General features: G+C 62.7%; 19 protein-coding genes. 14 read left to right on the forward strand and 5 right to left on the reverse strand.

The features are described 5' to 3' along the window. The first annotated feature begins 109 nt into the window (after positions 1 to 109). Positions 110 to 2,395, forward strand: coding sequence for an LPS-assembly protein LptD (locus tag PQQ52_RS03800; RefSeq protein ID WP_408206999.1), 2,286 nt, complete (start codon positions 110 to 112; stop codon positions 2,393 to 2,395). Positions 2,396 to 2,409: 14 nt separating this feature from the next. Here PQQ52_RS03800 and PQQ52_RS03805 read toward each other — a convergent pair whose 3' ends face one another. The 4 genes from PQQ52_RS03805 to PQQ52_RS03820 all read right to left on the reverse strand — a co-directional run bounded on the left by PQQ52_RS03805 (position 2,410) and on the right by PQQ52_RS03820 (position 6,363). Further along, complete coding sequence (locus tag PQQ52_RS03805) at positions 2,410 to 2,907, reverse strand: Lrp/AsnC family transcriptional regulator (RefSeq protein WP_120295970.1); 498 nt, start codon at positions 2,905 to 2,907, stop codon at positions 2,410 to 2,412. A 53-nt stretch (positions 2,908 to 2,960) separates the two neighbouring features. Continuing rightward, positions 2,961 to 4,358, reverse strand: coding sequence for an aspartate aminotransferase family protein (locus tag PQQ52_RS03810; RefSeq protein WP_408207001.1), 1,398 nt, complete (start codon positions 4,356 to 4,358; stop codon positions 2,961 to 2,963). Between the two features lie 181 nt (positions 4,359 to 4,539). Then, a complete protein-coding gene (locus tag PQQ52_RS03815; protein WP_408207003.1) occupies positions 4,540 to 5,466 on the reverse strand; it encodes a 2-hydroxyacid dehydrogenase in 927 nt (308 codons plus the stop codon). 6 nt (positions 5,467 to 5,472) lie between these two features. Beyond that, positions 5,473 to 6,363, reverse strand: coding sequence for a GNAT family N-acetyltransferase (locus PQQ52_RS03820; protein WP_408207005.1), 891 nt, complete (start codon positions 6,361 to 6,363; stop codon positions 5,473 to 5,475). Between the two features lie 279 nt (positions 6,364 to 6,642). On the opposite strand from PQQ52_RS03820, the gene PQQ52_RS03825 reads away from it, so the two are divergent. The 11 genes from PQQ52_RS03825 to PQQ52_RS03875 all read left to right on the forward strand — a co-directional run bounded on the left by PQQ52_RS03825 (position 6,643) and on the right by PQQ52_RS03875 (position 19,306). Further along, positions 6,643 to 8,157, forward strand: a complete 1,515-nt coding sequence (locus PQQ52_RS03825) for an aldehyde dehydrogenase family protein (RefSeq protein ID WP_408207007.1) — start codon at positions 6,643 to 6,645, stop codon at positions 8,155 to 8,157. A 255-nt stretch (positions 8,158 to 8,412) separates the two neighbouring features. After that, entirely contained in the window at positions 8,413 to 9,081 is a 669-nt protein-coding gene (locus tag PQQ52_RS03830; RefSeq protein ID WP_408207009.1) for a haloacid dehalogenase type II, read from the forward strand. Positions 9,082 to 9,120: 39 nt separating this feature from the next. Beyond that, a complete protein-coding gene (locus PQQ52_RS03835) occupies positions 9,121 to 10,395 on the forward strand; it encodes an NAD(P)/FAD-dependent oxidoreductase (protein ID WP_408207011.1) in 1,275 nt (424 codons plus the stop codon). Between the two features lie 66 nt (positions 10,396 to 10,461). After that, positions 10,462 to 12,078: an ABC transporter substrate-binding protein gene (locus PQQ52_RS03840; protein ID WP_408207013.1), complete on the forward strand. Its 1,617-nt coding sequence runs from the start codon at positions 10,462 to 10,464 to the stop codon at positions 12,076 to 12,078. Between the two features lie 238 nt (positions 12,079 to 12,316). Further along, positions 12,317 to 13,270 (forward strand): ABC transporter permease, encoded by a 954-nt coding sequence (locus PQQ52_RS03845; protein ID WP_408207015.1) that lies wholly within the window; start codon positions 12,317 to 12,319, stop codon positions 13,268 to 13,270. After that, positions 13,267 to 14,223, forward strand: a complete 957-nt coding sequence (locus tag PQQ52_RS03850) for an ABC transporter permease (RefSeq protein ID WP_408207017.1) — start codon at positions 13,267 to 13,269, stop codon at positions 14,221 to 14,223. Before PQQ52_RS03845 ends, PQQ52_RS03850 begins: the two co-directional genes overlap by 4 nt. Then, positions 14,223 to 16,067, forward strand: a complete 1,845-nt coding sequence (locus PQQ52_RS03855; protein ID WP_408207716.1) for an ABC transporter ATP-binding protein — start codon at positions 14,223 to 14,225, stop codon at positions 16,065 to 16,067. Before PQQ52_RS03850 ends, PQQ52_RS03855 begins: the two co-directional genes overlap by 1 nt. Then, positions 16,064 to 16,378, forward strand: a complete 315-nt coding sequence (locus PQQ52_RS03860; RefSeq protein ID WP_408207019.1) for a (2Fe-2S)-binding protein — start codon at positions 16,064 to 16,066, stop codon at positions 16,376 to 16,378. The genes PQQ52_RS03855 and PQQ52_RS03860 overlap by 4 nt, the downstream gene beginning before the upstream one ends. Further along, on the forward strand, positions 16,363 to 17,733 hold the full coding sequence (locus PQQ52_RS03865; protein WP_408207021.1) for an FAD/NAD(P)-dependent oxidoreductase: 1,371 nt from the start codon (positions 16,363 to 16,365) through the stop codon (positions 17,731 to 17,733). The genes PQQ52_RS03860 and PQQ52_RS03865 overlap by 16 nt, the downstream gene beginning before the upstream one ends. Next, entirely contained in the window at positions 17,730 to 18,899 is a 1,170-nt protein-coding gene (locus tag PQQ52_RS03870) for an NAD(P)/FAD-dependent oxidoreductase (protein WP_408207023.1), read from the forward strand. The genes PQQ52_RS03865 and PQQ52_RS03870 overlap by 4 nt, the downstream gene beginning before the upstream one ends. Then, positions 18,896 to 19,306, forward strand: coding sequence for a helix-turn-helix domain-containing protein (locus tag PQQ52_RS03875; RefSeq protein WP_408207025.1), 411 nt, complete (start codon positions 18,896 to 18,898; stop codon positions 19,304 to 19,306). The genes PQQ52_RS03870 and PQQ52_RS03875 overlap by 4 nt, the downstream gene beginning before the upstream one ends. Here the strand turns inward: PQQ52_RS03875 and prpR are convergent. Then, positions 19,263 to 21,236 carry a propionate catabolism operon regulatory protein PrpR gene (gene prpR / locus PQQ52_RS03880; protein WP_408207027.1) on the reverse strand — a complete coding sequence of 658 codons (1,974 nt, stop codon included), beginning with the start codon at positions 21,234 to 21,236 and terminating at the stop codon, positions 19,263 to 19,265. The genes PQQ52_RS03875 and prpR overlap by 44 nt on opposite strands. A gap of 289 nt (positions 21,237 to 21,525) precedes the next feature. Between prpR and prpC the strand changes: the two genes are divergently transcribed. Then, on the forward strand, positions 21,526 to 22,695 hold the full coding sequence (gene prpC / locus PQQ52_RS03885) for a bifunctional 2-methylcitrate synthase/citrate synthase (protein ID WP_408207028.1): 1,170 nt from the start codon (positions 21,526 to 21,528) through the stop codon (positions 22,693 to 22,695). Between the two features lie 308 nt (positions 22,696 to 23,003). Then, on the forward strand, positions 23,004 to 25,601 hold the full coding sequence (gene acnD / locus PQQ52_RS03890; RefSeq protein WP_408207030.1) for a Fe/S-dependent 2-methylisocitrate dehydratase AcnD: 2,598 nt from the start codon (positions 23,004 to 23,006) through the stop codon (positions 25,599 to 25,601). Positions 25,602 to 25,620 lie beyond the last annotated feature (19 nt).

Raw genomic sequence — 25,620 nt, forward strand, 5'->3', positions numbered from 1 at the left:
TCAGGGATTTTGTTCGCCTTGCAGCATCTGCCATCCTTTCCAATACTTACCTCTTTTGATACTACGCGGTGTATTTCGACGCCTACGCTTAAGGCCTCTCGTTTCGTTCATGCTGGGTGCGGCGGGATGCGTGCCGCTTGCCGGATATGCGCAACTGGTCGGCGCGTCTGCGATCCCGGAGCCGCTCGACGGCGTCTGGAGCCTGCGGCTTGATCCACAGCTGACCGAGCAGCTTTTACGGCCGGGCGACAAACCCGTTACCTCGGCCATTGCCGATTCGGTGACCACGACTACCGACACGGACGTTTCGCTGAAAGGTCACGCGCAACTGCGGCGCTACGCGTCGATCGTTAAAGGCGATGCCTTGCACTACGACGTCGATAGCGACAAGGTCGACGCTTACGGCCAGGTGCGGCTGGTCAACAACGGCAACGTGTTCGACGGCCCCGACGCGCATTTTTACGTCGGCGCCAATGAAGGCTATATGAGCGTGCCCAAGTACCGGTTTCATCTGACGGGTGGATGGGGCAGCGCTCAACGGGTGGATCTGCTCGATAACGAGCGCACGGTCGTTCACCACGGTACGTATAGCACCTGCCAATGTGAGTCGGATCCGGCGTGGTATCTGAAGGCGTCCGAATTCGATATCGATAGCGGCAGCGACGAGGGGATTGCGCACAACGGTGTACTGTTTTTCCAGGGCGTGCCGCTGATGGCGAGCCCGTGGCTATCGTTTCCCTTGTCTGGCGCACGGCGCAGCGGTTTGCTGCCGCCGACGTTCTCGATGAGTTCGACCAACGGCGTCGATGTCGCGCTACCGTATTACTTCAATCTCGCGCCGAACTACGATTTGACGCTGACGCCTCGCATCATGTCGAAAAGAGGCGAGATGTTGACGGCGGATTACCGTTATCTGCAGCCAAACGATTCGGGAACGATTTCGGTTGCGTGGTTGCCACACGACGAGATCACGAACACCGACCGCTATTCGATTGCGCTGAATCAGACCTGGAAACTCGGTTCGGGCTTTGGCGCGTACGTGAACTACAACAAGGTGTCGGATTCGACGGTGGTGACCGATCTCGCCTCGGGTGTCGCGTTTCCGACGGGTTCCACCACGCTGTATCAGCAGGAAGCGGGTTTGACTTACTCGAACGGGCCGTGGAGTGTGCTGGCTCGCGAGCAACGTTGGCAGTCTTTTACAAGCGACTCGACCTATAACCGCGAACCGCAGGTCAATGTTAAGTACGCGCGCTATGACGTGGGGGGCTTCGACTTCGGCGCCGAAGCGGATGCGACGCGCTTCACGATCTCGTCGGCCGACGCGACACAAGGCAGCCGCTTCGTTTTTAACCCTTACATCAGCTATCCGATCGAGCGTCCCGGCTGGTTCATCACGCCGAAGCTCGCATGGCATTTCGCCGCGTATGACCTGACGACGATTGGATCGGATGCGCCTGCCGGGCAGCCGAAGACGTTTGACGTCAACGTGCCGACATTCACGCTCGATTCGGGAATGCGCTTCGAACGAAACGTGCGGCTCTTTGGGCAATCGTACATTCAGACGCTCGAACCGAGGCTGTTCTATGTTTACACGCCTTACCGGAATCAGTCGTTCGCGCCATTGTTCGATACGGCGACGGCCGATTTCGGGCTAGCGGAACTGTTCATGCCCAACAGCTTTGTTGGCAATGACCGGGTGTCCGACGCCAACCGCGTCACGGCTGCACTGACGACGCGCTTCATCGACGCTTCGAGCGGCGACGAGCGAGCCCGTTTTGTTCTTGCGGAGCAGTACGACTTTCGCACGCCACGCGTGACCCTCAACACAGACGATCCAATCGGCACCGTTGCGCGCACGAGTGTGATTGCCGGCGCGTCGTATAAGGTGGGCCCGGGCATTTCAGCGGAACAGGCGGTGGAATACAGCCAGGCCAACCACTACCTGACAAATGCGGAAGCTGGTTTTGGCTGGTCGCCGGCCTCGAAGCAGGTGTTGAATGTCGCGTATCGCTATACCCGCGCCAATAGCACGCTCGACTATCAACCGGTCAATCAGTTCATCGTGTCGGAGCAGTGGCCGCTATTGCACAACGTGGTCAGTGTTGCGCGTGTCAATTACGACATGAGCACGCACCGGCTGATTGCAGGCTTGCTGGGACTTCAATACGACGCGGATTGCTGGTCGCTCGGCGTTGCGTTCGAGAAATACACCAACGCCACGAGTTCGACCACGTCGCCCAGCACCGGCACGCGCGTGTTGATGCAACTCCAGCTTAAAGGCTTTTCGCAGGTCGACAATGGTTTGCTCAATCAGTTTCGCGCGAGCGTGCCGGGTTATACACCGGCAACAACAGAAAGCGAACCGGTATCCCGGTTTAGCGATTATCCGTAAACCGGAGCATTGAACTAGTTGTGGTTCTGCGAGAACAACGTTTCGAGCGGGTAGTGACTCTTCACGAACGGCGACTTGATGATCACGTAGCTGAAGTATTTTTCGATGCCGATATCGCGCTCCAGCAGGCCCTCGACGATGCTTTGATAATGGCTCACGCTGCGCGTGACGAACTTCAGCAAATAGTCATAGCCGCCGCTTGCCAGATGACACTCGACGATCTCGTCGACGTCTTTAATCGCATTCACGAACTTGATGAAGTCTTCCCGCCGATGATCAGCGAGCGTGACTTCGGTGAACACGATCTGTACGTCGCCGAGCTTTTCGAGTTGGATCTGCGCACCGTAGCCGATGATGTAACCGGCTTTCTCCAGACGCTTGACGCGAATCAGGCAAGGGCTGGGCGAAAGGCCGACTGCGTCGGCAAGCTCGACGTTCGTTATGCGGCCTTTCTTCTGCAACTGTGAAAGTATGCGCAGGTCAATCCGGTCCAGCTTGCTGTCGCTGCTCATCGTAACGTTATCGCTCCGGCGATGGGTGAAAGGGTCTCGAAGGCCCCTCTACTCTAGCACGCAGTGGCATGATTTTTGACCTTCAAGGCGACCCGGACATCGGCTTGTCCGAGAACGTCGTCGAGGGTTTTTTCGAGGCGCTCGAACATCAGGTCGAACTCCGCTTCCGTGTACGACAGCGCCGGCGCAAAACCAAGAATATTGTCGCCGAACGCGCGGAAAATCAGGCGGTTTTCATAGGCGGCGGCAGCGATCCTATCGGACAGTTTCAGCGCGGGATCGAAACCTGCCTTGCTGTCTTTGTCCGATACGAGTTCAAGCGCGCCGAGCAGGCCGCGATGGCGCGAGTCGCCCACTAGCGGATGCGCGAGCAGCGCGTCGAGGCCGCGTGCAAAACGCGGGGCACGGGCCACGCCGTTCGCGAGCAGGCCGCCTTCGTGATACAGGCGCAGCACTTCGAGACCGATTGCCGCGCTGACCGGATGGGCCGAATACGTATGGCCATGGCCGACAACCGCTTCTGCGTCGCCATCGGCAATGCCCTGATAGATTTCGTCGGACATCAGCACGGCGCCCATCGGCGCGTAGCCGGCGGTCAAACCCTTTGCCACCGTCATCAGATCCGGTTCGACGTTTTCGCCCTGGCACGCGAATAGTGGACCCGTACGGCCGAAACCGGTGATGACTTCATCGGCGACGAACAGAATGCCGAGCTGACGGCAGCGCGCACGCATCGCTTTCAACCAGCCGACCGGCGGCACGATCACGCCGCCCGAGCCCTGAATCGGTTCGCAGAAGAAGGCTGCAACGTTGTCCGCGCCGAGCTCGGCCACCTTGGCGTCGAGCGCGGCAACCGAGGCGGCGATCAGCGCGGCGTCGTCGGCGAAATCGTTGCGGTACGCATACGGAGACGGCAGATGATGCTGGTTCGGCAGCGGCAGATCGAAATTGCGGTGGAAGGCGGGCAACGCGGTGAGCCCCGCGCCCATCGTCGACGAGCCGTGATAGCCGCGTTGCAACGCGATGATGTGCTTCTTCGACGGCCGTCCGGTCGCGTTGAAGTAGTGCGTGATGAAACGGATCGCCGAATCGACCGCATCGGAGCCCCCCAGCGTGAAGTACACGTGTTGCAGCGAAGCGGGCGACACATCCACCAGCTTCTGCGCCAATTCGATCGCCGGCGCCGAGCCGAAATGGAAATAGCCGGTCGCGTAGGGCAGCTTCTTCATCTGCTCGGTGGCGGCGTCGACAATGCTTTGCTGGCCGTAGCCCACATTGACGCACCATAGGCCGGAGAAGGCGTCGAGCAGTTCATTGCCGGCCGCGTCGCGCAGGAATGCGCCGCTGGCGGATTCGAGGACGGTAACGCCACGGGCTTCGTGCGTGCGGTAATTGATGACCGGGTGAATCAGATGCTTGCGGTCGGCTTCAATGAGCGAATGGATCGGCATGATGGTTTCTCGTCGCGGAAAAGGGCTGTTGACCGTTCCATACTACTGACCCACGACGATCACCTGCTCACCTAAACAATTGCCTGAAAAGCGCGCCCGACGCGTTTTGATGCACAGCCTTAGCATTTTCTGCTGCGGACGCTGAAAAGCCGCGCCAGTAGGCGTTCCATCAGCGCCGCGTTCAATATCCCTGGGTCCTGTCAACCTGACCGAGCATCGGCAGGCCTTCGCGATGGCGGCGCAGATTCTCGAGCACCACGTCGACGGCGCTTTCGGGCCGCGTCGAGCTGGCGATATGGGGCGTGATGCGGACACGTGGATGCGTCCACAACGGATGACCGGCGGGCAGCGGCTCCGGATCGGTGACATCGAGAATGGCGTTGTGCAGCTGGCCGCTGCCCAGCGCCGCCAACAGATCGTGCTGATTCAGATGCGGACCGCGGCCCGTTTGAATCAGCGACGCGCCGCGCGGCAGCTTCGCGAACAGCCCGGCGTTGAGCAGGCCACGTGTGGCGGGCGTGAGCGGCAACAGGCAGATCAGGATGTCGGTACGGGCGAGGAACGCATCCAGGGCGCCTTCTCCCGCGTAGCAATCAACGCCCTCGATCTCGCGCGGCGAACGGCTCCAGCCCGCGCAGGCAAAGCCGAACAAACGCAGCCTTTCCAGCACGGCCGTGCCCAGCACGCCGAGTCCGAGCACGCCAACGCGGCGAGCGCTGTCCAGCCCGAGCGGCAGTTCGCGCCAGATCTGCTGTTGTTGCTGCAGACCATAATCGAACAGATTGCGATGAATCGTCAGCACGGCTTGTGTGACGTACTCGACCATGCCTTCGACAATGCCCGGTTCGATCATCCGCACCACCGGCACATGCGCCGGCACGCCCGACAGATCGAACTGGTCGATGCCCGCGCCCACGGAAAACACGACTTCCAGGTTAGGGAAGGTGCGGGTGGGGTCTTCCGGCGGCTGCCAGGCGGCGAGATAGCGCACCGCAGCGGGATCGCCAAGGTCGGGCCATATGTGAAACGGCAGGTCCGGTGCCTTCTGCGCGAACAGTTTGGCCCATTGCGCGCCACGCGCCGGGTCGGCTTTATAAAGGAAGGCCATATTGGATCAGCAGATCGCCTGGTTGATGATGCCGTATTGCAGATAGGGGGCGTCCTTGCCGGCGCCGCCGCCGGTGCTGGTATTGCCCGCGCTTGCAGGACCGGCCTGCCGAACCATTTTGACGACCGTGTCCACCCGCGGCAGCCCCAACTGCTCCAGCCATTCGGTCAACCCGCTCTCGCCCGGCGTATCGATGCGCACGAACACGCCTTCGTTGAGCGCAAGCCAGTGGCTGATCAGCGCCTTGGCGCGGCTCGAATCTTTTGACGCGGGCGTGACCACCGGCCCGATCGCAAAGCCCCGTCCGAAGCGGCGAAACAACGCGAAGCCGACCAGCTCGCCGTCGCGATCGAGGGCGATGCCGTCGGCGGCGCTCAACAGTGCGGGCAAGATTTCGCCGCGATCCAGGCCGCTTGCCTGCGACGCCAGTTCGACCAGCCGCGCCGTATCGCTCGAACCGAGCGGGCGCAGGCGTTCTCCTGGCGGCAATGACACGAGCGGGGGCTGGAATGCGGCGCCTTGATGCTGGTCGAGCGTGCCGACCGCGCGAAAGCCGAGCTTTTCATACAAAGGCTGCCCTGCCGTGGTGGCGTGCAGGAACGTGACCCGGCTGCCGAGTTCTTCCAGCACCAGATTCATCAGCTTTCTGCCGATGCCGCGCCCTTGCTGCTCGGGGGCGACGATCACCATCCCGAGCGAGGCGCGGTCGGCACCGTACTTCCAGCACAGGGCCGTGCCGATCACGCCGCTCGCATCTTCCGCGACGAAACCCACGCCCAGTTGCGCCACGAATCTCCAGTCGTCCGTGCGATGCGGCCATTTGAGCTCGACTGTCAGCGCATGCGCGGCGGCGATGTCGTCGTGGGTGAAGCGTCTATAGGTAATCGAATCGGACACGCCGTACTCCCTGAATGACTGAAGGCTTACGCCGTCACTGTGTCATCCGGTGCGCGGTGTGACTAGGACGATCTTTTTATCCGGGGCGCTCGAAAGGGCCGCATCGCAAATCGATGCAAAACACCCCGTTTGATCGCTCATTACAGGCGCGTTCTGCTGCGCGAGGATTTTTGTCGGCGACATATGCCACGCCCGCGGCTCTACGATTTTGTCATGGCGGCGGCGTTATCAAAAAGCCCCCGCGCGGACCCCTCAGCCAGTCACAAGGAAACTTTTCTCATGGACAGCTTCAATCCGGACGACGTCGCGATTCGCAGCGGACATTTCATCGGCGGCGAGTATGTCGATGGCGACGTGCGTAGCGACGTGCGTAGCGGCGTGCGCAGCATCGAGGTGGCGCGCCCCTCGGACGGCGTGGTCTACGCCTCTGTGCCGCTTGCCGACGCTGAGATGGTGGACCGTGCGGTGGAGAACGCATGGCAGGCTTGTAGAACGAGTGGCTGGGCGCGGATGGCGCCGCGTGAGCGCGCGAAGATCCTGCGCCGTTTCGCCGAGCTGGTCGAAGCCGATGCGCCGTTCTTAGGCCGGCTGGAAGCGCTCGGTTCGACCCGCCCGATCGCTCAGGCCATTGGCTGGGACGTGCCGTTCACCGCCGAAGGCATCCGCTTCTACGCCGAATTCGCCGACAAGCTGGGCGGCGACGTGGCGGCGACCGATCACGACCATCTCGGCATGACGATCGCTGAACCGTACGGCGTGATCGGTGCGATCGCGCCGTGGAATTTCCCGCTGGTGATGGCTTCGTGGAAGATCGCGCCCGCACTGGCGGCGGGCAACGCCGTCGTGCTGAAGCCTTCGGAGATGACGCCGTTCTCGGTCTTGCGGCTCGCCGAATTGGCCGTGCAGGCAGGCGTGCCCGCGGGTATCTTCAACGTGATCCAGGGCGACGGCCGCGTCACGGGCGACGAACTGGTGCGCCATCCAAAGATTAGCAAGGTCACTTTCACCGGCTCCACGCGTACCGGTGCGGCGATCATGGCGGCCTGCGCCCATAGCGGCACCAAACCGGTCACGCTGGAACTCGGCGGCAAGAGTCCGCAAATCGTGTTTGCCGACGCGCCGCGTCTCGACGACGTGGCCAGGCGGATCGCCGGCGCCATTACCGGCAACGCTGGGCAGGTGTGTGTCGCGGGCTCGCGGCTGCTCGTCGAGCGAAGCCTGGCGGAACCGCTGGCCGAGCGCATCGGCAAGGTCTTCGCCGAGTTGAAACCCGGCGCGACGTGGGCCGCCGGCACCACGTTGTCGCCGATCATTTCCGCGCCACAGGCGGCGCGCATCGAAGGGATCGTCGGACGCACGCTGGAGGCGGGCGCGACGCTGCGCTTTGGCGGCACGCGGGCCGACGGCGGAGCAGGCGGTGCGTCGAGCGGCGCGTTTTATACCCCGACGCTGCTCACGGACGTCACGGCCCATTCCGAAGCCGTGCGCGAAGAAGTCTTCGGTCCGGTGCTGACGCTGCAGACCTTCGACACTGAAGAAGAAGCGCTCTCGCTCGCCCAGCATCCCGAGTACGGCCTCGCCGCCGGTGTGCATACCGCCGACCTCGGCCGGGCGCTGCGTTTCGTGCGTGGTCTCGAAGCGGGGACGGTCTGGGTCAACCGCTATGGCCGCACCGCCGACTTCATGATCCCTACTGGCGGTTACAAACGCTCCGGCATCGGCAAGGACCTTGGTCGCCAGGCCTACGAAGCAAACCTGCGTTTCAAGAGCGTGCTGATTGATCTGCGCGCCTGAGTGCGCGCCGCAAAGCCAATGCGGACGGGGCTTGCAGCCTGCCCACCGCAGACTGTGCTGCGCGACGGCTCTAAAACGCATGGTTTGTGTCATCAAGAGCGCTCGAATCAGGAACATCTATGTTTTTGCGCTGATTAAATCTTTTACAGGGATGCGCTCCGGTCCCACGCAGAGCGCACCGATCCCATGCAACACAGTTGCCCTGTTTTCGCCACTGAGCTCGCCGCGAGTTCACCACAACGATAGGACTGCACCATGATCGAATTCGAACCGAAATACATCACCTTCGACTGCTACGGCACGCTCACGAAGTTCCGCATGGCCGACATGACCCGCGAAATGTTCGGCCACGTGCTGCAAGGCGACGACCTGGAGAAGCTGGTCGCGTTCTACGCCGGCTATCGCCGCGACGAAGTGCTCGGCGCCTGGAAGCCGTATCGCGATGTGGTTGTCAACGCACTGCGCCGCGCCTGCAAGCGCATGAACGTCGAGTTCAATGAAGTGGAAGCAGAAAAGATTTACACGGCCGTCCCGACCTGGGGTCCGCATCCGGACGTGCCGGAAGGTCTCTCGCGTCTGGCGAAGAAGTACAAACTGGTGATTCTGTCGAATGCGTCGAACAACCAGATCCAGAGCAACGTCGACAAGCTCGGCGCGCCGTTCCATGCAGTCTTCACAGCTGAGCAGGCGCAGTCGTACAAGCCGCGCATGCAAGGTTTCGAATACATGTTCGACCAGTTGAACTGCAATCCGGAAGACGTGCTGCACGTGTCGTCGAGCCTGCGTTACGACCTGATGACCGCACACGACCTGGGCATCAAGCACAAGGCCTTCGTCAAGCGCGGCCACGAACCGTCGACGCCGTATTACCAGTACTACGAAGTCAACGACATTCCGCATCTGGCCGCGGAACTCGGTCTGTAAACGCCGTTTGCCCCATTGCCCTTCTCAAGGACAGACCGGATGAAGCTCGATTCCTATTGGCTCGACACCGCACCGCCGCTCGTTTCAGCGTGTGAAGGTCCGGTCGAAGGTCAGACCGATGTCATCGTGATCGGCGGCGGCTTCACCGGGCTGTCGGCGGCGCAGGCGTTGGGCAAGCGCGGCGCCTCGGTGACGGTGCTCGACGCTGGGCGCATCGGCGGCGGCGCGTCCGGGCGTAACGGCGGTCAGGTCAATACCGGTGTCGCGCAGGACTTCGTCGCGCTGGTTTCGCAACTCGGTGTGGAGCGGGCCAGTGCCTGCTACCGCGCGTTTTCCGATGCGGTCGATACGGTCGAGCGTCTGATCCGCGAGGAAAACATCGATTGCAATTACAGCGCGACCGGCAAGCTGAAGCTGGCGTCGAAACCGCATCACCTGGCGCATCTGGAAAAGACGGCGGAGTTGATCCGGCGTGAAGTCGATACGGATATCGAATTAATCGGACGTGAGCGGATTCGCAGCGAGATCCAGTCGGATAGTTTTTACGGCGGACTGCTGCAACGGCATGGCGGCCAGATGCATATGGGCAAGTTCACGGTCGGACTCGCCGAGGCCGCGGTTCGCCGTGGCGCGAAGCTGTATGAAAACGCGGCGGTCACCGCGATCGCGAAAGACGGCAGCGGCTTCAAGGTCACCACCGCACGCGGCGAAGTGCGTGCGAAACAGGTGTTGATCGCGACCGGCCCGTCGCGACATGGTCCGTTTGGCTGGTACCGGCGGCGTCTCGCGCCGGTGGGTTCGTTCATCGTCGTGACGGAGCCGCTGTCGCCGGAACTGCTGGCGCAGGTGTTTCCGAACCGCCGCGCGTACACCACCACGCGCCTGATGCACAACTACTTCCGCGTGACGCCCGACTCGCGTTTGCTGTTCGGCGGCCGTGCGCGCTTTACGGCATCCGAGCGGCCATCCGACGCGAAGAGCGGACGGATTCTGCAGCAAGGACTTGCAGCGATGTTCCCGGTGCTGGGCAATGCCCGCATCGACTATTGCTGGGGCGGCCTCGTGGACATGACCGCGGATCGCTTACCGCATGCCGGACAACACGACGGGATTTACTTCTCGCTGGGTTACAGCGGCCACGGCACACAGATGTCGACGCACATGGGCCAGGTGATGGCCGACGTGATGGACGGCCACGAAGAACGCAATCCGTGGCGCGAGTCCGAATGGCCGGCGATTCCAGGCCATACCGGCAAACCCTGGTTCCTGCCGCTGGTGGGGACGTACTACCGCATCAAAGACATTTTTTACTGATTCCCCTTGTTGTATTTGTAAGTACAAACCACGCAGCTATCCCTGTCACCCTCGCGGAGATGTTCGATGAATAAGGAAAACTCGCAATATGACGCTCTTCAACTCGGCACGGAGTTGGAGCGATTGACGTCAAAAGGCGCGTCGCGTCGCGGCGTACTGCGCGCGATGGCCGCAGCCGGCATGATGTCGGTCACGGGCGCCGGTCTGTTGAGCGCGAGTGGTGAGGCTTTTGCGCAGGCGAAGCCGAAGCAGGGCGGCAAGATCCGGGTGGCGACACAATCTGCTTCCGCGGCCGATACGCTCGATCCCGCGAAGGGCGCGCTCGGGACGGACTATGTCCGCGGCTTCATGTTCTACAACTGCCTGACCGAACTCGATTCGCATCTCGGCGCGAAGATGGCGCTCGCCACTTCGCTGGACACGAAGGATGCGACGGTGTGGGTCGCCAAATTGCGCACCGGTGTGCAGTTCCACGACGGAAAGCCGCTCGCGCCGGCGGACGTGGTGTATTCGATCATGCGGCACAAGGATCCGGCGACGGCATCGAAGGCGAAGACGCTGGCCGATCAGATCAAGGAAGTGAAGGCGACGGGACCGAACGAAGTGACGATCACGCTGGAAGGTCCGAACGCCGATCTGCCGGTGATTCTCGCCACCTCGCATTTTCAGATCATCAAGGACGGCACCAAAGATTTCAGAACAGCGGTCGGCACCGGTCCGTTCAAGGTCAAGGAGTTCTCGCCGGGCGTGCGTACGGTCGGCGTGAAGAACGAGAAGTACTGGAAGCCGGGCCTGCCGCACCTGGACGAAGTCGAACTGATTGGTATCGGCGACGAATCCGCGCGCGTGAACGCACTGCTCTCGGGCGACGTGCAACTGATCAACTCGGTGAGCCCGCGTTCGACCGCCCAGATCAAGGGCGCCGGCGGTTTCGCCGTGCTTGAGACGAAGACGGGCGAGTACACCGACCTGATTGTTCGCGACGAAGGCGGCATTACCGGCAACGACGATTTTCGGCGAGGCATGATGTACCTGCAGGACCGCGAGCAGATGCGCCGCGCGATCTTCCAGGGTTACGGCGCGATCGGCAACGACCAGCCTATCGATCCGACCAATAAGTACTACCTGGCCGGTTTGCCGCAGCGTACCTTCGATCCGGACAAGGCGAAGTTCCATTTCCAGAAGGCCAAGGTCGGCAGCGCGCCGATCCAGATTTTCGCTTCGCCGGCGGCGGAAGGGTCGGTTGAAATGGCGATGTTCCTTCAGCAGGTCGCGCCGCAAGCCGGTCTGAATCTGCAGGTGTCGCGCGTGCCGGCCGACGGCTACTGGTCGAACCACTGGATGAAGCATCCGCTGGGTTTCGGCAGCGTCAACGCGCGTCCGAGCGCCGACGTGATCTTCACCCAGTTCTTCAAGTCCGACGCACCGTGGAACGAAGCGAACTGGAAGAGCCCGAAGTTCGACCAGATGCTGCTTGCGGCACGCGGCGAGCCGGACGATGCGAAGCGTAAAAAGATCTACGGCGACATGCAGGTGCTGGTGCATGAAACCGGCGGCATCGGCATTCCGCTGTTCCAGAGCTCGCTCGATGCTTACACGACGAAACTCAAGGGTCTCGGCTCGATTCCGCTGGCTGGCCTGATGGGCTTCATGTTCGCGGAAAACGTCTGGCTGGATGCCTAAGCCGACGCGCGTGAACGGTAGTAGCTAATAGGTACTAACGAAGGATTTCCAGTCTGACGAACTGGAATGTCAGACCCGGCAATACGCACGCCTCTGATTGAGCGGCGTGCGGCTTCAACGGCAACTACGTTGCATGGGATCGGAGTAAGCGCTTTGCATGGGATCGGAGTAGCGCGCTGAAGCGCGAACTCCGATCGACAGCTAAAGCGCTAACTCCGATCGACAGAGGAGACTTTCGATGAAAGCACATGCGCAACGACTCATCGCCGCGCGCCTTGGCCTCGCGCTGCTTACGCTGTTGCTGGTCTCGGCGGTCGTGTTCGCCATCACGGGGCTGCTCCCCGGCGATGCCGCCCAACAGGCGCTCGGCCAGGCGGCCACCCCGGAAGCCGTCACGGCATTGCGGCATCAGTTCGGCCTCGATCAGCCGGCGCTGCAACGCTACTTCGAATGGCTGATTCATATTGTCAGCGGCAACTTCGGCACTTCGCTGTCGAACAATCTGCCGGTCAGCGAGTTGATCGCCACGCGCCTGCCGAATTCATTGGTGCTGGCCGGTCTGACGGCACTGGTCTCGGTGCCCGTGGCCCTGGTAATCGGGATTTCGTCGGCGATGTTCCGTGGTTCGCTGCTCGACCGCACGCTCAACGTGCTCACGCTGTCGACGGTCGCCGTGCCCGAGTTTCTGATCGCCACCATCGCTGTGCTGATCTTCGCCGTCAAGCTGCGCTGGCTGCCCGCGCTGTCTTATCTCTCGGAGGTCCATTCATTCGGCGCGCTGCTGCGCATCTATGCGATGCCGGTGATGACGCTGTGCTGCGTGATCGTCGCGCAGATGGCGCGGATGACGCGGGCCGCGGTGCTCGATCAGCTCAATTCGTCGTACGTTGAAATGGCCGTGCTCAAGGGCGCCTCGCCCGCGCGCGTGGTGCTGCGGCATGTGCTGCCCAACACCATCGGGCCGATTGCCAATGCGGTGGCGTTGAGCCTGTCGTATCTGTTCGGCGGCGTGGTGATCGTGGAGTCGATCTTCAATTATCCTGGCCTCGCAAGCCTGATGGTGGATGCCGTCACCAACCGCGACATGCCGCTCGTGCAGGGCTGCGTCATGGTGTTCTGCGCGGCGTATCTCGCGCTCGTGCTGATCGCCGACCTGTGTCAGATCGTATCCAACCCGAGGCTGCGTCGATGATGAGCCAACCTACCAATCCCCACGTTCCTCATGTTCCCCACGCCGGCACGGAGCTATACGACATGAGCCGCGATCAACCCGCCGTCGAGCCGCCCGTCGTCGAAGCGGCCGCGCTGAAACAGGGTCTCCTGAAACGGCTGGTGCAGCGCTTTTCCGTGCTCGGTCTGATTGGCCTCGTACTGGTGGCGTTCTGGCTGATCGTTGCGTTCATCGGGCCGCTGGTCGCACCGTATAAAGGCGGCGCGCTGACGTCGACGGAGATTTTTGGCCGCTATAGCGCGGCGTATCCGCTCGGCACCGACTACCTCGGCCGCGATATGTTGAGCCGGATTCTCTACGGCGCGCGCTATACGGTGGGCCTCGCGCTGGCTGCGGCGGTGCTCGCCAGTTTGATCGGCACGTTCTTCGGTTTGCTGGCCGCCGTGTCCGGACGGTGGGTCGATGAAATCCTGAGCCGTCTGTTTGACGCGCTGATTTCGATTCCGAGCAAGGTGCTGGCACTGGTTGTGATCGCCGCGTTCGGTTCGTCTATCACGATGCTGACCACCGTTGCCGCTTTGGCCTATATCCCCGGCGCATTCCGTATTTCGCGCTCGCTCGCGGTGAACCTGATGGGCCTGGAATACGTGCAGGTGGCAAGAGCGCGCGGCGAAGGCATCTTCTATATTGCGCGAGTCGAGGTGCTGCCGAACATGCTTCATCCGATGCTCGCCGATTTCGGCCTGCGTTTTGTGTTCATCGTGCTGCTGCTGAGCGGGCTGAGTTTCCTCGGTCTCGGTGTGCAGCCGCCGAATGCGGATTGGGGATCGCTCGTGCGCGAGAACATCGGCGGTTTGTCGGAGGGTGCGCCGGCTGTGTTGATGCCGGCCGTTGCGATCGCGACGCTGACCATCGGCATGAATCTGCTGATCGACAACCTGCGGCGTCGTGGCCGTAGCCATGGAGGTGCATGATGGCTGATCAGGACATGATTGAAGTGAAGGGCCTGCGGGTAGTGGCCGGTGCGGCGCCGGGGCCGGTGACGGAGATCGTCAACGGTGTCGATTTTTCGGTGAAGAAGGGCGAGGTGCTTGCGCTGATCGGCGAGTCGGGCTCGGGCAAGACGACTATCGCGCTGTCCCTGCTTGGCTATGCGCGTGCGGGCTGTTCGATCAGCGGCGGCTCGGTACGCGTCGGCGACGTGGAGGTGTTGTCGCTCGATGCCAAAGGCCGTCGCGCGTTGCGGGCGCGTACCGTGGCATACGTCGCGCAAAGTGCGGCGGCGGGCTTTAATCCGGCACGCACGATCATGGATCAGGTCACTGAGCCGGCCTTGCTGCATCAGTTGATGACGAAAGATGCGGCGCGCACGAAGGCAATCGATCTGTTCCGCGCGCTCGCGCTGCCCGCGCCGGAGACGATCGGCGATCGCTATCCGCATCAGGTCTCCGGTGGTCAGTTGCAGCGCCTGATGGCCGCGATGGCGTTGATCACCGATCCGGCTGTTGTCGTGTTCGACGAGCCGACCACCGCGCTCGACGTCACCACGCAGATTGAAGTGCTCGCGGCCTTCAAGAAAGTGATTCGCGAACTCGGTACCACTGCGGTGTACGTGTCGCACGATCTGGCTGTGGTCGCGCAGATGGCGGACCGCATCGTGGTGCTGAACGGCGGCGCGGTCAAGGAGAACGGCGTGGTCGCGCAGGTGCTCGACGCGCCTGTGGATGCTTACACGCGTCAACTGCTTGCCGCTACACGTCGCCCGGAAGTGGAGCTGGAAACGCCCTTGGCGACGGCCAAACACATCCCGCCGCTGCTCGAAATCCGCGGTCTCTCGGCGGGCTATGGCCGGATCGATCGCTTCGGCAATCCCGCCGTGCGCGTGCTCGACGACGTCAGTTTGTCGATTCCGCGCGGCAGCACGCTGGGCGTGATCGGCGAATCCGGCTCCGGCAAGACGACACTCGCGCGCGTTGTAGCGGGTCTGGTTGACCGCGCACGCGGCGAGGTGTTCTTCAACGGCAAGCCGTTGCCCGCGCAACTGTCGCGCCGCACGCTGGAGCAGTACCGGCAGATCCAGATCGTGTTCCAGAACGCCGACACCGCGCTGAACCCAAGCCATTCGATCGCCGATATCCTCGGCCGTCCGCTTGCGTTCTATCACCATCTAAGTGGCTCGGCCGCGAGGAAGCGGATGCTGGAACTGCTCGATCTGGTGCAACTGCCGGCATCGATCGCCACGCGCACGCCTGCTGGACTTTCGGGCGGCCAGAAGCAGCGTGTGAATCTGGCGCGCGCGCTTGCCGCGGATCCCGCCTTGATTCTCTGTGACGAAGTGACTTCCGCGCTCGATACGGTAGTCGGCGCGGCGATTCTCGATCTGCTGGCCGAATTGCGCCGCGAGTTGGGCGTGTCGTACATGTTCATCAGCCACGACATCTCGACCGTGCGCGCCATCTGCGACGAAGTGATCGTGCTGTATGCGGGGCATCGCGTGGAAGCCGGGCAGCGCGACGTGCTCGCGGCGCCGCCGTATCACCCGTACACCGAATTGCTGGTCGACTCGGTGCCCGCCTTGAAACCCGGCTGGCTCGATGCACGCCGCGAGATCGGCTGTGCCGCGTTGCCGGCGATGGGCGCGAGCGCCGATATTCCCGAGTTGTGCTCGTTCCGCGCGCGTTGCCCGGTGCGCATCGACGGCATGTGCAATACGACACCACCGTCCTTGAAGAAGCTGCCTTCGGGCGCGGAGATTCTTTGTCATCATCCCGCGGCCGAATTGAATCGCTTGCAGACCGCGGAGGCGACGTCGGTATGAACGGACGATTTGTGCGCCTCGCGGAGACGGGCCGCAAGACCTTTCCGATCACGGTGGATGGCGTCGTGCGCGAAGCCGCGGAAGGCGACACCTTGATGGTCGCCTTGCTGACCGGCGTGAACACGTTGCGCGATTCCGAATTCGGCGACGGCCGCCGCGCCGGTTTCTGTTTGATGGGCGCTTGCCAGGACTGCTGGGTCTGGACGGCGCAAGGCGAACGCGTGCGGGCATGCAGTACGCCTGCGGCGCCTGGCATGTCGATTGTCACGAAGCTGGCGGCTGCGGGGGAGGGTGTATGGCCCCGCGTGTAGTGATCATCGGCACGGGGCCGGCGGGCGTGCGTGCTGCACAGGCGCTAGTCGAAGCCGGGCTGCGGCCGACGGTCGTCGACGAAGGACGGCGTGACGGCGGCCAGATTTATCGGCGGCAACCGGACGGGTTTTCGCGCAGCTATGAGACGCTGTACGGCACCGAGGCGGCGCGCGCGGCGTCACTGCATCAGAGCTTCGATGCGCTCAAGGGCAAGATCGATTATCTGCCGGAGACGCTGGTCTGGAATATCTCGCGGAACACCCTGCATCTGGCGAGCGGTACACGCTACCAGACGCTGACCTTCGATTCGCTGATTGTTTGCAGCGGCGCGACAGACCGGCTGATGCCCGTCAAGGGCTGGCACCAGGCCGGCACGTATAGCCTCGGCGGCGCGCAGGTTGCGCTGAAATCGCAGGGCTGTGCGATCGGCTCGCGCATCGTGATGATGGGCAGCGGTCCGCTGCTGTATCTCGTCGCCGCGCAATACGTGAATGCGGGCGCGCAGGTGGCCGCGGTGCTCGATACGTCGACCTTCATGCAGCGCGTGGCCGCGCTGCCCCGTTTGCTGGCGATTCCGGCCGCGCTCAAAAAGGGCATTGCATTGACACGCGTGCTTGCAAAGGCGCGCGTGCTGGTTCATCGCGGCGTGCAGCCCCTGGAGATCGAAGGCTCGCCGCAAGACGGCGTGAGCGGCGTGGTGGTGGCGTTGCCTGACGGCCAGCGGCTCGCGTTCACGTGCGATGCCGTCGCGCTCGGCTATCACCTGCGTCCCGAGACGCAGCTTGCGGACCTCGCGGGGTGCCGTTTCCTGTTCGACGACAACACGCAGCAGTGGCTTCCGCAAATCGACCACGACGGCCGTAGCAGCATCAAGGGCGTCTATCTGGCGGGAGACGGCGCAAGAGTGCGCGGTGCGGACGCAGCCGAACGTTCGGGCCGTCTCGCGGCGTTGGCGGCGTTGTGCGATCTCGGCATGCAGGTCGGAGGCGTCGAGCAGTTGCGCGCCGAACTCGCGCGGTTCACGCGCTTTGCCGCGGGCTTGCGCGAAGCCTTTCCGTGGCCGGCGAAATTCGCTGCGGCGTTGCCGGATGAGACGATTGTCTGCCGCTGTGAAGCGATTACAGCCGGTGAGTTGCGCCGTGTGGTGCACGCGACCGGCGCGCAGGAGGCCAATCGCGCGAAGGCGTTTTCACGCGTCGGTATGGGCCGCTGCCAGGGGCGCTACTGCGGCCATGCAGGTGCAGAGATCATCGCGGCGGCGGCTTGTGTGCCGTTGTCCTCGGTGGGACGGCTGCGCGGCCAGGCGCCAGTCAAGCCGCTGCCCGTGGCGCTTGTCGAAGAGGTGAGCGAATGAGCGCGAAGACTGCGAATGAGGCCGATGTCATCGTGATCGGCGGCGGCATCATGGGGGTCACGACGGCTTTCTTCCTGCGTCAGCGCAAGCGTTCGGTGATTCTGCTCGAACGTGGACTCACGGGACAGCAGGCGAGCGGTGTGAACTTCGGCGGCATTCGCCGGCAGGGCCGCGCGTTGCCGCAACTGGCGATGGCCAATCGCGCGCTACGCACATGGCAACGTTCCGCCGATATGCTCGGTGAAGACATCGAGTTTCTGGCTTCGGGTCACACGCGCGTGTGTTATCACCAGAAGGACGTCGAGAACTTCGACCAGTACGCGATCGATGCCCGTGCTTACGGCCTCGACCTCAGCGTGCTGCATGGCGAAGCCATGTTCCAGCGTTTTCCGTTTCTGGGACGCGAAGTACTGGCGGCGTCGATTTCGCCCCTCGACGGTCACGCTAATCCACGTCTCGCTGCCCCCGCGTTCGGCCGAGCGGCCGCGCGGCTCGGTGCCCAGGTGATCGAGAACACCGAGATCGTGCGCGTCGAAAAAGACGGTGGGCGGTTTCGCGTGGAGAGTGCGCGCGGCGACGTGTATTGGGCCGCGCAACTCGTGATCTGCGCGGGCGCGTGGGCGAGCCGTCTCTCCGAACAGTTCGGCGAGCCCGTTCCCTTGACCGCGAGCGGACCGCAGATGGCGGTGACCGAGCCGGTGCCGTATGTGTTCAGGTCGTCGATGGGTGTATTCACATCGATCAAGGAAGAAAGCATCTATTTCCGTCAGATTCCGCGCGGCAATATCATTCTCGGCGGCGGTCCCGGTGGCCCGGCGGATGCCGTGACGTGCCGCGCTTCGGTCGTGCCGGGTAATACGGCGCGTCAACTCGCGCAGTTGCGGCGGCTCGTGCCAGCGATGGCGCCGCTCCATGTGATTCGCGTGTGGAGCGGCGTGGAAAGCTACCTGCCCGACGGCGAACCGGTGATCGGGCCGAGCAGCCAGGTCGACGGTCTTTACTACGCGTTCGGTTTCTGCGGTTCGGGCTTCCAGATTGGCCCGGGCGTCGGCGAGACGCTGGCCGAACTCGTCGACACCGGCAGCACGCAGATTCCGCTGGACGTGTTTTCCGTCACGCGATTCGCGAAGCAACCCACGCCCCGCTCGACCAGCGCGACATCATGAAACAGACCCTCAGCCTCAACACCGCCCGGGCGTTTATCGAAGCCCATTTCGACGAGCCAGTGACGCTCGCGCAACTCGCCGCGCTGTCCGCGCTCAGCGTATCGCGCTTCGCGACGGTGTTTCGTCAGCAGTACGGTTCATCGCCGTATCGTTATCTGTGCGGGCTGCGGATTCAGCGGGCGCAAATTTTGTTGCTCGAAGGCGTGCCGGGATCGGTCGTCGCGACCGAGGTGGGGTTCTTCGATCAAAGCCACTTCGGCCGGCATTTCAAACGATGTTGCGGGATGACCCCCAGCATGTTCATCGAGCGCGCCGGCGCGAAGGCGGCGAAGAATGCTGTGAAGCGTGGCGGCGCGGTTCAGGCTACTGCGCCGCGTTCAGCTTCCGCCATAAGGTCGTCTTGCTGATGCCGAGCGCCTGGCACACCGCGTCGCGATCGCCGTCGCAGGCGGCGAGGGCAGCGCGGATTTCGTCTGCTTCCACGTGACGGCTGCGTTCGCGTAACGTCAGCGCCGTTTTTTTCGTGCGTGCGTGGGACTGCTCGAAGATTTCGGGCGCGACGGTGCGCAGTACGTCAGGCGTAAAGATGGTTTCTGCCGCGCCGTCTTCCGTGTTCGTGTCTATGTCCACGTCCGCCAGCTCAACCGCAATCCGCTCGATCACGTTCTGCAATTCACGTACGTTGCCTGGCCACGTGTATCGCTTCAACGGCTCACTGAGTGTAGCGAGGACGCGCCTCGCCGCATCCGCATCGGGCAGGCGAGCCGCCAGTCTCGGTTCACGCGACGCGGCCTGCAGCAGTAGTTCGACCGCGAGCGGCAGCAGATCGGTTGGCCGTTCGCGCAGCGGCGGCAGGGCGATGCTCAGAATGTTGAGCCGGTAGTACAGGTCCGCGCGGAAGCTGCCCGCCTCGATGCCCTCGGTCAACGCACGATGCGTTGCCGCGACGACCCGAATGTCCACCCGCGTCGGCTCCGTCGAGCCGAGTCGCACCACTTCACGCTCCTGCAGTACGCGCAATAAGCGGCTCTGCAACGACAGCGGCATCTCGGCGATTTCGTCGAGAAACAGTGTGCCGCGGTGCGCCACTTCGATCAGCCCCGCCTTGCCGCCTTTGCGCGCGCCGGTGAACGCGCCTTCCTCATAACCGAACAACTCGCTTTCGAGCAACGCCTCAGGAAACGCGCCGCAATTGATGGCGACGAAGGCGAAGTCGCGCCGCGCGCTCAGCTGATGCATGCTCTGCGCGACCATCTCCTTGCCGGTGCCGCTTTCGCCGAGAATCAGCACGGTGGCGTCCGATCTGGCGTAGCGCTGCACGAGCGTGCGGACCCGTTCGATCGAATCGGCCGCACCGACGATATCGTCGAGCCGGTAACGCGCGCTGAATTGCTGCACGCGCTGCCGCGAGCGCAACGTGCGGTCGAGCCGCTCGACGGCACGCGATTCCTGAAACGTCAGGACGGTGCCCGGCGCTGAGTTGCTGCTCGCGAGCGGCCCGCGATGCACGACGTAACTCACGCCACGCACCGTGCAGAACGCGTCGCCGTCCGAGTCCGGCAAGCTGCCCGCGAGATCGGGCGCGAGGTCGAGCAGCACGCGGCCCACTGCGTTTGCCGCGTCGAGGCCGAGCACACTGGAGAGGCGCTGATTCATTGCTTCGACGCGCCCTTGCGCATCGAGCGCCACCACGCCGTCGCGCAGATGCTGCAGCAGATTGTCGAGCCGCTGACGCCGAACTGTTTCGCGGCGGGTGGCCTGCGCGACTTCGAGCGCGGTATCGAATGCGGCGCGTACCGACGCGCGTGAATAAAGGAACACCGCGCCCATGCCGGCACTCGCCGCAAGATCGGTGACGAGCCCCGGGCCGACTACGACGTCGATGCCTCGATCGCGCAGATCGAGCACGACACTCTCCGCATCCTGGGCGGACTGATACGACGCGAGCGTTACGTCGATGCCGTACGCGGCGGTGAAGCGTCGCACTTCGTCGGGCGTGTCGCCGTGCGTGACGAGCGCGACCTTCGCGCCGTCGCGCCGTGCTCGCGCCAGCGCGTGCATGACGTCGAAGCCCGTCGGGTTGATCAGCACGACCGGTACACCGACGCGTGTTTTCAGATACGCGCCGTTGGAGCCGCCGGCAATGACGACGTCCGGACGCCCCGCGCCAACCACGTCGAGCTCGTGCACGGCGTCCTCGAAGCCATGCGCGACGATGCGCAGATCGGCGCGTTCGACGTACTCGCCGGCGATGTCGAAGAACAGATCACGCAGGCGGCTGATGCTCACGGCCCAGATGCGGGGGCGTTGCGCGGGATCGAAGGGGGGCGTGCTCACGGCGGGCGGCTCGTTGTCGGGGAAAAGGGGTAGGAAGGATCAGAAGGACGCCCATTATGCACTCGTCGTTTTCGAATTTGAAATTCGTGATTTCACTTATGAAATAAGAAGGTGGTGTGGTCAGGAGGCGATTTTTTGTTAAATCAGGCACTTAGCGGCTCGTGTTGCGCCTGGCCCATTCTTTGCCTTATTAGCCTCCGTTTTCACCGGTCACCGCATTGACACCCTGAAAGACAAGCTCGGCGCTGATTGCCGCACGAACGCAACCCCCGCAGTTGGAGACGAAATCATGAGTGAAGCCGATAACAGCACGCCGAACGCAGGCACCTTCAAACCGAAGAAATCGGTGGCCCTGTCCGGCGTGACGGCCGGCAACACCGCGCTGTGCACGGTCGGCAAGACCGGCAACGATCTGCATTACCGCGGCTACGACATTCTCGACATCGCCGGTGCATGCGAATTCGAAGAAATCGCGTATCTGCTGGTCCACGAAAAGCTGCCGACGCAGGCCGAACTGATCGCCTACAAGACGAAGCTCAAGGCGCTGCGCGGCCTGCCCGCGAACGTCAAGGCCGCGCTGGAGTGGATTCCGGCCGCCGCGCACCCGATGGACGTGATGCGCACGGGCGTCTCGGTGCTCGGCACCGTACTGCCGGAGAAAGACGACCACAACCTGCCGGGCGCACGCGACATCGCCGACAAGCTGATGGCCTCGCTCGGTTCGATGCTGCTGTACTGGTATCACTACTCGCACAACGGCAAGCGCATCGAAGTCGAAACCGATGACGATTCGATCGGCGGCCACTTCCTGCACCTGCTGCATGGCGTGGAGCCGTCGAAGGCATGGGTCGACGCAATGCATGTGTCGCTGAACCTGTATGCCGAGCATGAATTCAACGCGTCGACATTCACCGGCCGCGTGATCGCCGGCACGGGCTCGGATATCTATTCGGCGATTACCGGTGCGATCGGTGCGCTGCGCGGCCCGAAGCACGGTGGCGCGAACGAAGTCGCATTCGAGATCCAGTCGCGCTATCAGACGCCCGATGAGGCCGAAGCCGATATCCGCAAGCGCGTTGAAAACAAGGAAGTGGTGATCGGTTTCGGTCACCCGGTGTACACGATCTCCGACCCGCGTAACAAGGTCATCAAGGAAATCGCGAAGAAGTTGTCGAAGGATGCGGGCAACACCAAGCTCTTCAATATCGCCGAGCGTCTGGAAACAGTGATGGCAGATGCGAAGAAGATGTTCCCGAATCTCGACTGGTTCAGCGCGGTTTCGTATCACATGATGGGCGTGCCGACAGCGATGTTCACGCCGCTGTTCGTGATCGCCCGCACGGCTGGCTGGAGCGCGCACATTATCGAGCAGCGGATCGACAACAAGATCATTCGTCCGAGTGCGAATTACACCGGTCCGGATGATCTGCCGTTCGTGCCGCTCGCCAAACGCGTTTGAGTGAGCGCAAATAAGCGCAAAGCCGCAAGCGTTTCTCCTCCATTGCGTCTCATGAGCGCGGCGTAATGAAGTTTGGGCCTTGGCTCGCTGGAACCCCGAGCCAAGGCTGTTTTTTTGCAGCGCTTATCGCGGGACTTTGTGCGGCGCATCAACGAAACACACTGCAAGCCTGCGCGCCACCGCAAGCTAAACTACACAGACTGTTCGATTAACACGCAAGGGTTGCGCCGCTTGAAAGAGGGGCAGTGGAATGTGAAGCACGGCTGCCGCCATCGTCCCCGAATCATAATTGTTTTGTCCCCTACGCCATGAATACTGCCAACCGCAAACGCCTTCCCGGCACCCAGCTGGATTTCTTCGACACGCGTGCCGCTATCGACGCGATTCAGCCCGGCGCCTATGACACGCTGCCGTACACCTCGCGCGTGCTGGCCGAAAACCTCGTGCGCCGCTGCGATCCGGTCACGCTGACTGCATCGCTCAAGCAGATCATCGAACGCAAGCGCGAACTGGATTTCCCCTGGTTCCCCGCGCGCGTGGTGTGCCATGACATTCTCGGTCAGACCGCTTTAGTCGACCTGGCCGGTCTGCGCGATGCGATCGCGGCTCAAGGCGGCGATCCCGCGATGGTCAATCCGGTCGTGCCGACGCAGTTGGTGGTGGATCACTCGCTTGCCGTCGAGTGTGGCGGTTTCGATCCGGACGCGTTCGCGAAGAACCGCGCAATCGAAGATCGCCGCAACGAAGACCGCTTCGACTTCATCAACTGGACCAAGCGCGCGTTCAAGAATGTTGACGTGATTCCGCCGGGCAACGGCATCCTGCATCAGATCAACCTCGAACGCATGAGCCCGGTGGTGCAGGTGAAAGACGGCGTGGCCTTCCCCGATACGCTGGTCGGCACCGATTCGCATACGCCGATGGTGGATGCGCTCGGCGTGATCGCGATCGGCGTGGGCGGTCTCGAAGCGGAAAGCGTGATGCTGGGCCGCGCGTCTTATATGCGGCTGCCGGACATCATCGGTGTGGAGCTCACGGGCAAGCCGGCTGAAGGCATTACGGCGACCGACGTCGTGCTCTCGCTGACCGAATTCCTGCGCAAAGAAAAAGTAGTCGGCGCGTACCTCGAGTTCTACGGAGAGGGCACCGCTAACCTGACGCTCGGCGATCGCGCGACCATTGCCAACATGGCGCCTGAATTCGGCGCGACGGCGGCGATGTTCTACATCGACGAGCAGACCATCAAGTACCTCAAGCTCACCGGCCGCGACGACGAACTCGTCAAGCTGGTCGAGACCTACGCGAAAGAAACCGGCCTGTGGGGCGATACGCTGAAGCACGCCGAGTACGAGCGGGTGCTGACGTTCGATCTGTCTACCGTGGTGCGTACCCTGGCGGGTCCGTCGAACCCGCATCGCCGCTTGCCGGTTTCCGAACTGGCCGCGCGCGGTATCAGCGGCAAGGTGGAGAACGAGCCGGGCCTGATGCCGGACGGCGCGGTGATCATTGCTGCGATCACGAGCTGCACGAACACCAACAACCCGCGCAATATGATCGCCGCCGGTTTGCTGGCGCGTAACGCGAATCAACGCGGATTGACCCGCAAGCCGTGGGCGAAGACTTCGCTCGCGCCGGGGTCGAAGGCGGTCACGCTGTATCTGGAAGAGGCCGGTCTTATGCCGGAACTGGAGCAACTGGGTTTCGGCGTGGTCGCGTATGCGTGCACGTCGTGCAACGGCATGTCGGGTGCGCTGGATCCGGTGATCCAGAAGGAAATCGTCGATCGCGATCTGTATGCGACGGCTGTGCTGTCCGGCAACCGTAACTTCGACGGCCGTATCCATCCGTATGCGAAGCAGGCTTTCCTGGCTTCGCCGCCGCTGGTGGTGGCCTACGCGATTGCGGGCACGATTCGCTTCGACATCGAGAAGGATGTGCTTGGCGTCGACGCTGACGGCAACGAGATCAAGCTGAAGGACATCTGGCCATCGGATGAGGAGATCGACGCGATCGTTGCTTCGAGCGTGAAGCCGGAGCAGTTCCGCAAAGTGTATGAGCCGATGTTCGCGGTGTCCGTCGATACGGGTGAGAAGGCCGATCCGCTTTACGACTGGCGTCCGATGAGCACGTATATCCGCCGTCCGCCGTATTGGGAAGGGGCGCTGGCCGGGGAGCGCACGTTGAAGGGCATGCGCCCGTTGGCTGTGCTGGGCGACAACATCACCACCGACCATCTGTCGCCATCGAATGCGATTATGGCGAACAGTGCGTCGGGTGAGTACCTCGCCAAAATGGGCTTGCCGGAAGAGGACTTCAATTCGTACGCAACGCATCGCGGCGATCACCTGACGGCGCAGCGTGCCACCTTCGCGAATCCGACTCTGAAGAACGAGATGGTGCTGGAAGACGGTCAGGTGAAGGCGGGTTCGTTGGCGCGCATCGAGCCTGAGGGTAAGGTCACGCGCATGTGGGAAGCGATTGAAACCTACATGGCGCGCAAGCAACCGCTGATCGTGATCGCCGGGGCCGACTACGGTCAGGGTTCGTCGCGTGACTGGGCGGCGAAAGGCGTGCGACTTGCCGGCGCGGAAGCGATCGTTGCTGAAGGGTTCGAGCGGATTCACCGCACGAATCTGGTGGGCATGGGCGTGTTGCCGCTGGAATTCAAACCCGGCGTGAATCGTCTTACGCTCGCTATCGACGGTACCGAAACCTTCGACGTGATCGGTGAACGCAAGCCGCGCGCCGACCTGACGCTCGTGATTCATCGCAAGAGCGGTGAGCGTGTAGACGTGCCGGTGACGTGCCGATTGGACACCGCGGAAGAGGTGTCCATCTACGAAGCCGGCGGCGTGTTGCAACGCTTTGCGCAGGACTTTCTTGAATCGACGAAGGCGGCGGCTTAAAGCTTTTTAAGCCCACCCT

The organism is Paraburkholderia sediminicola, assembly GCF_046030555.1.
In the GTDB taxonomy this organism is placed as follows: Bacteria; Pseudomonadota; Gammaproteobacteria; order Burkholderiales; family Burkholderiaceae; genus Paraburkholderia; species Paraburkholderia sediminicola_E.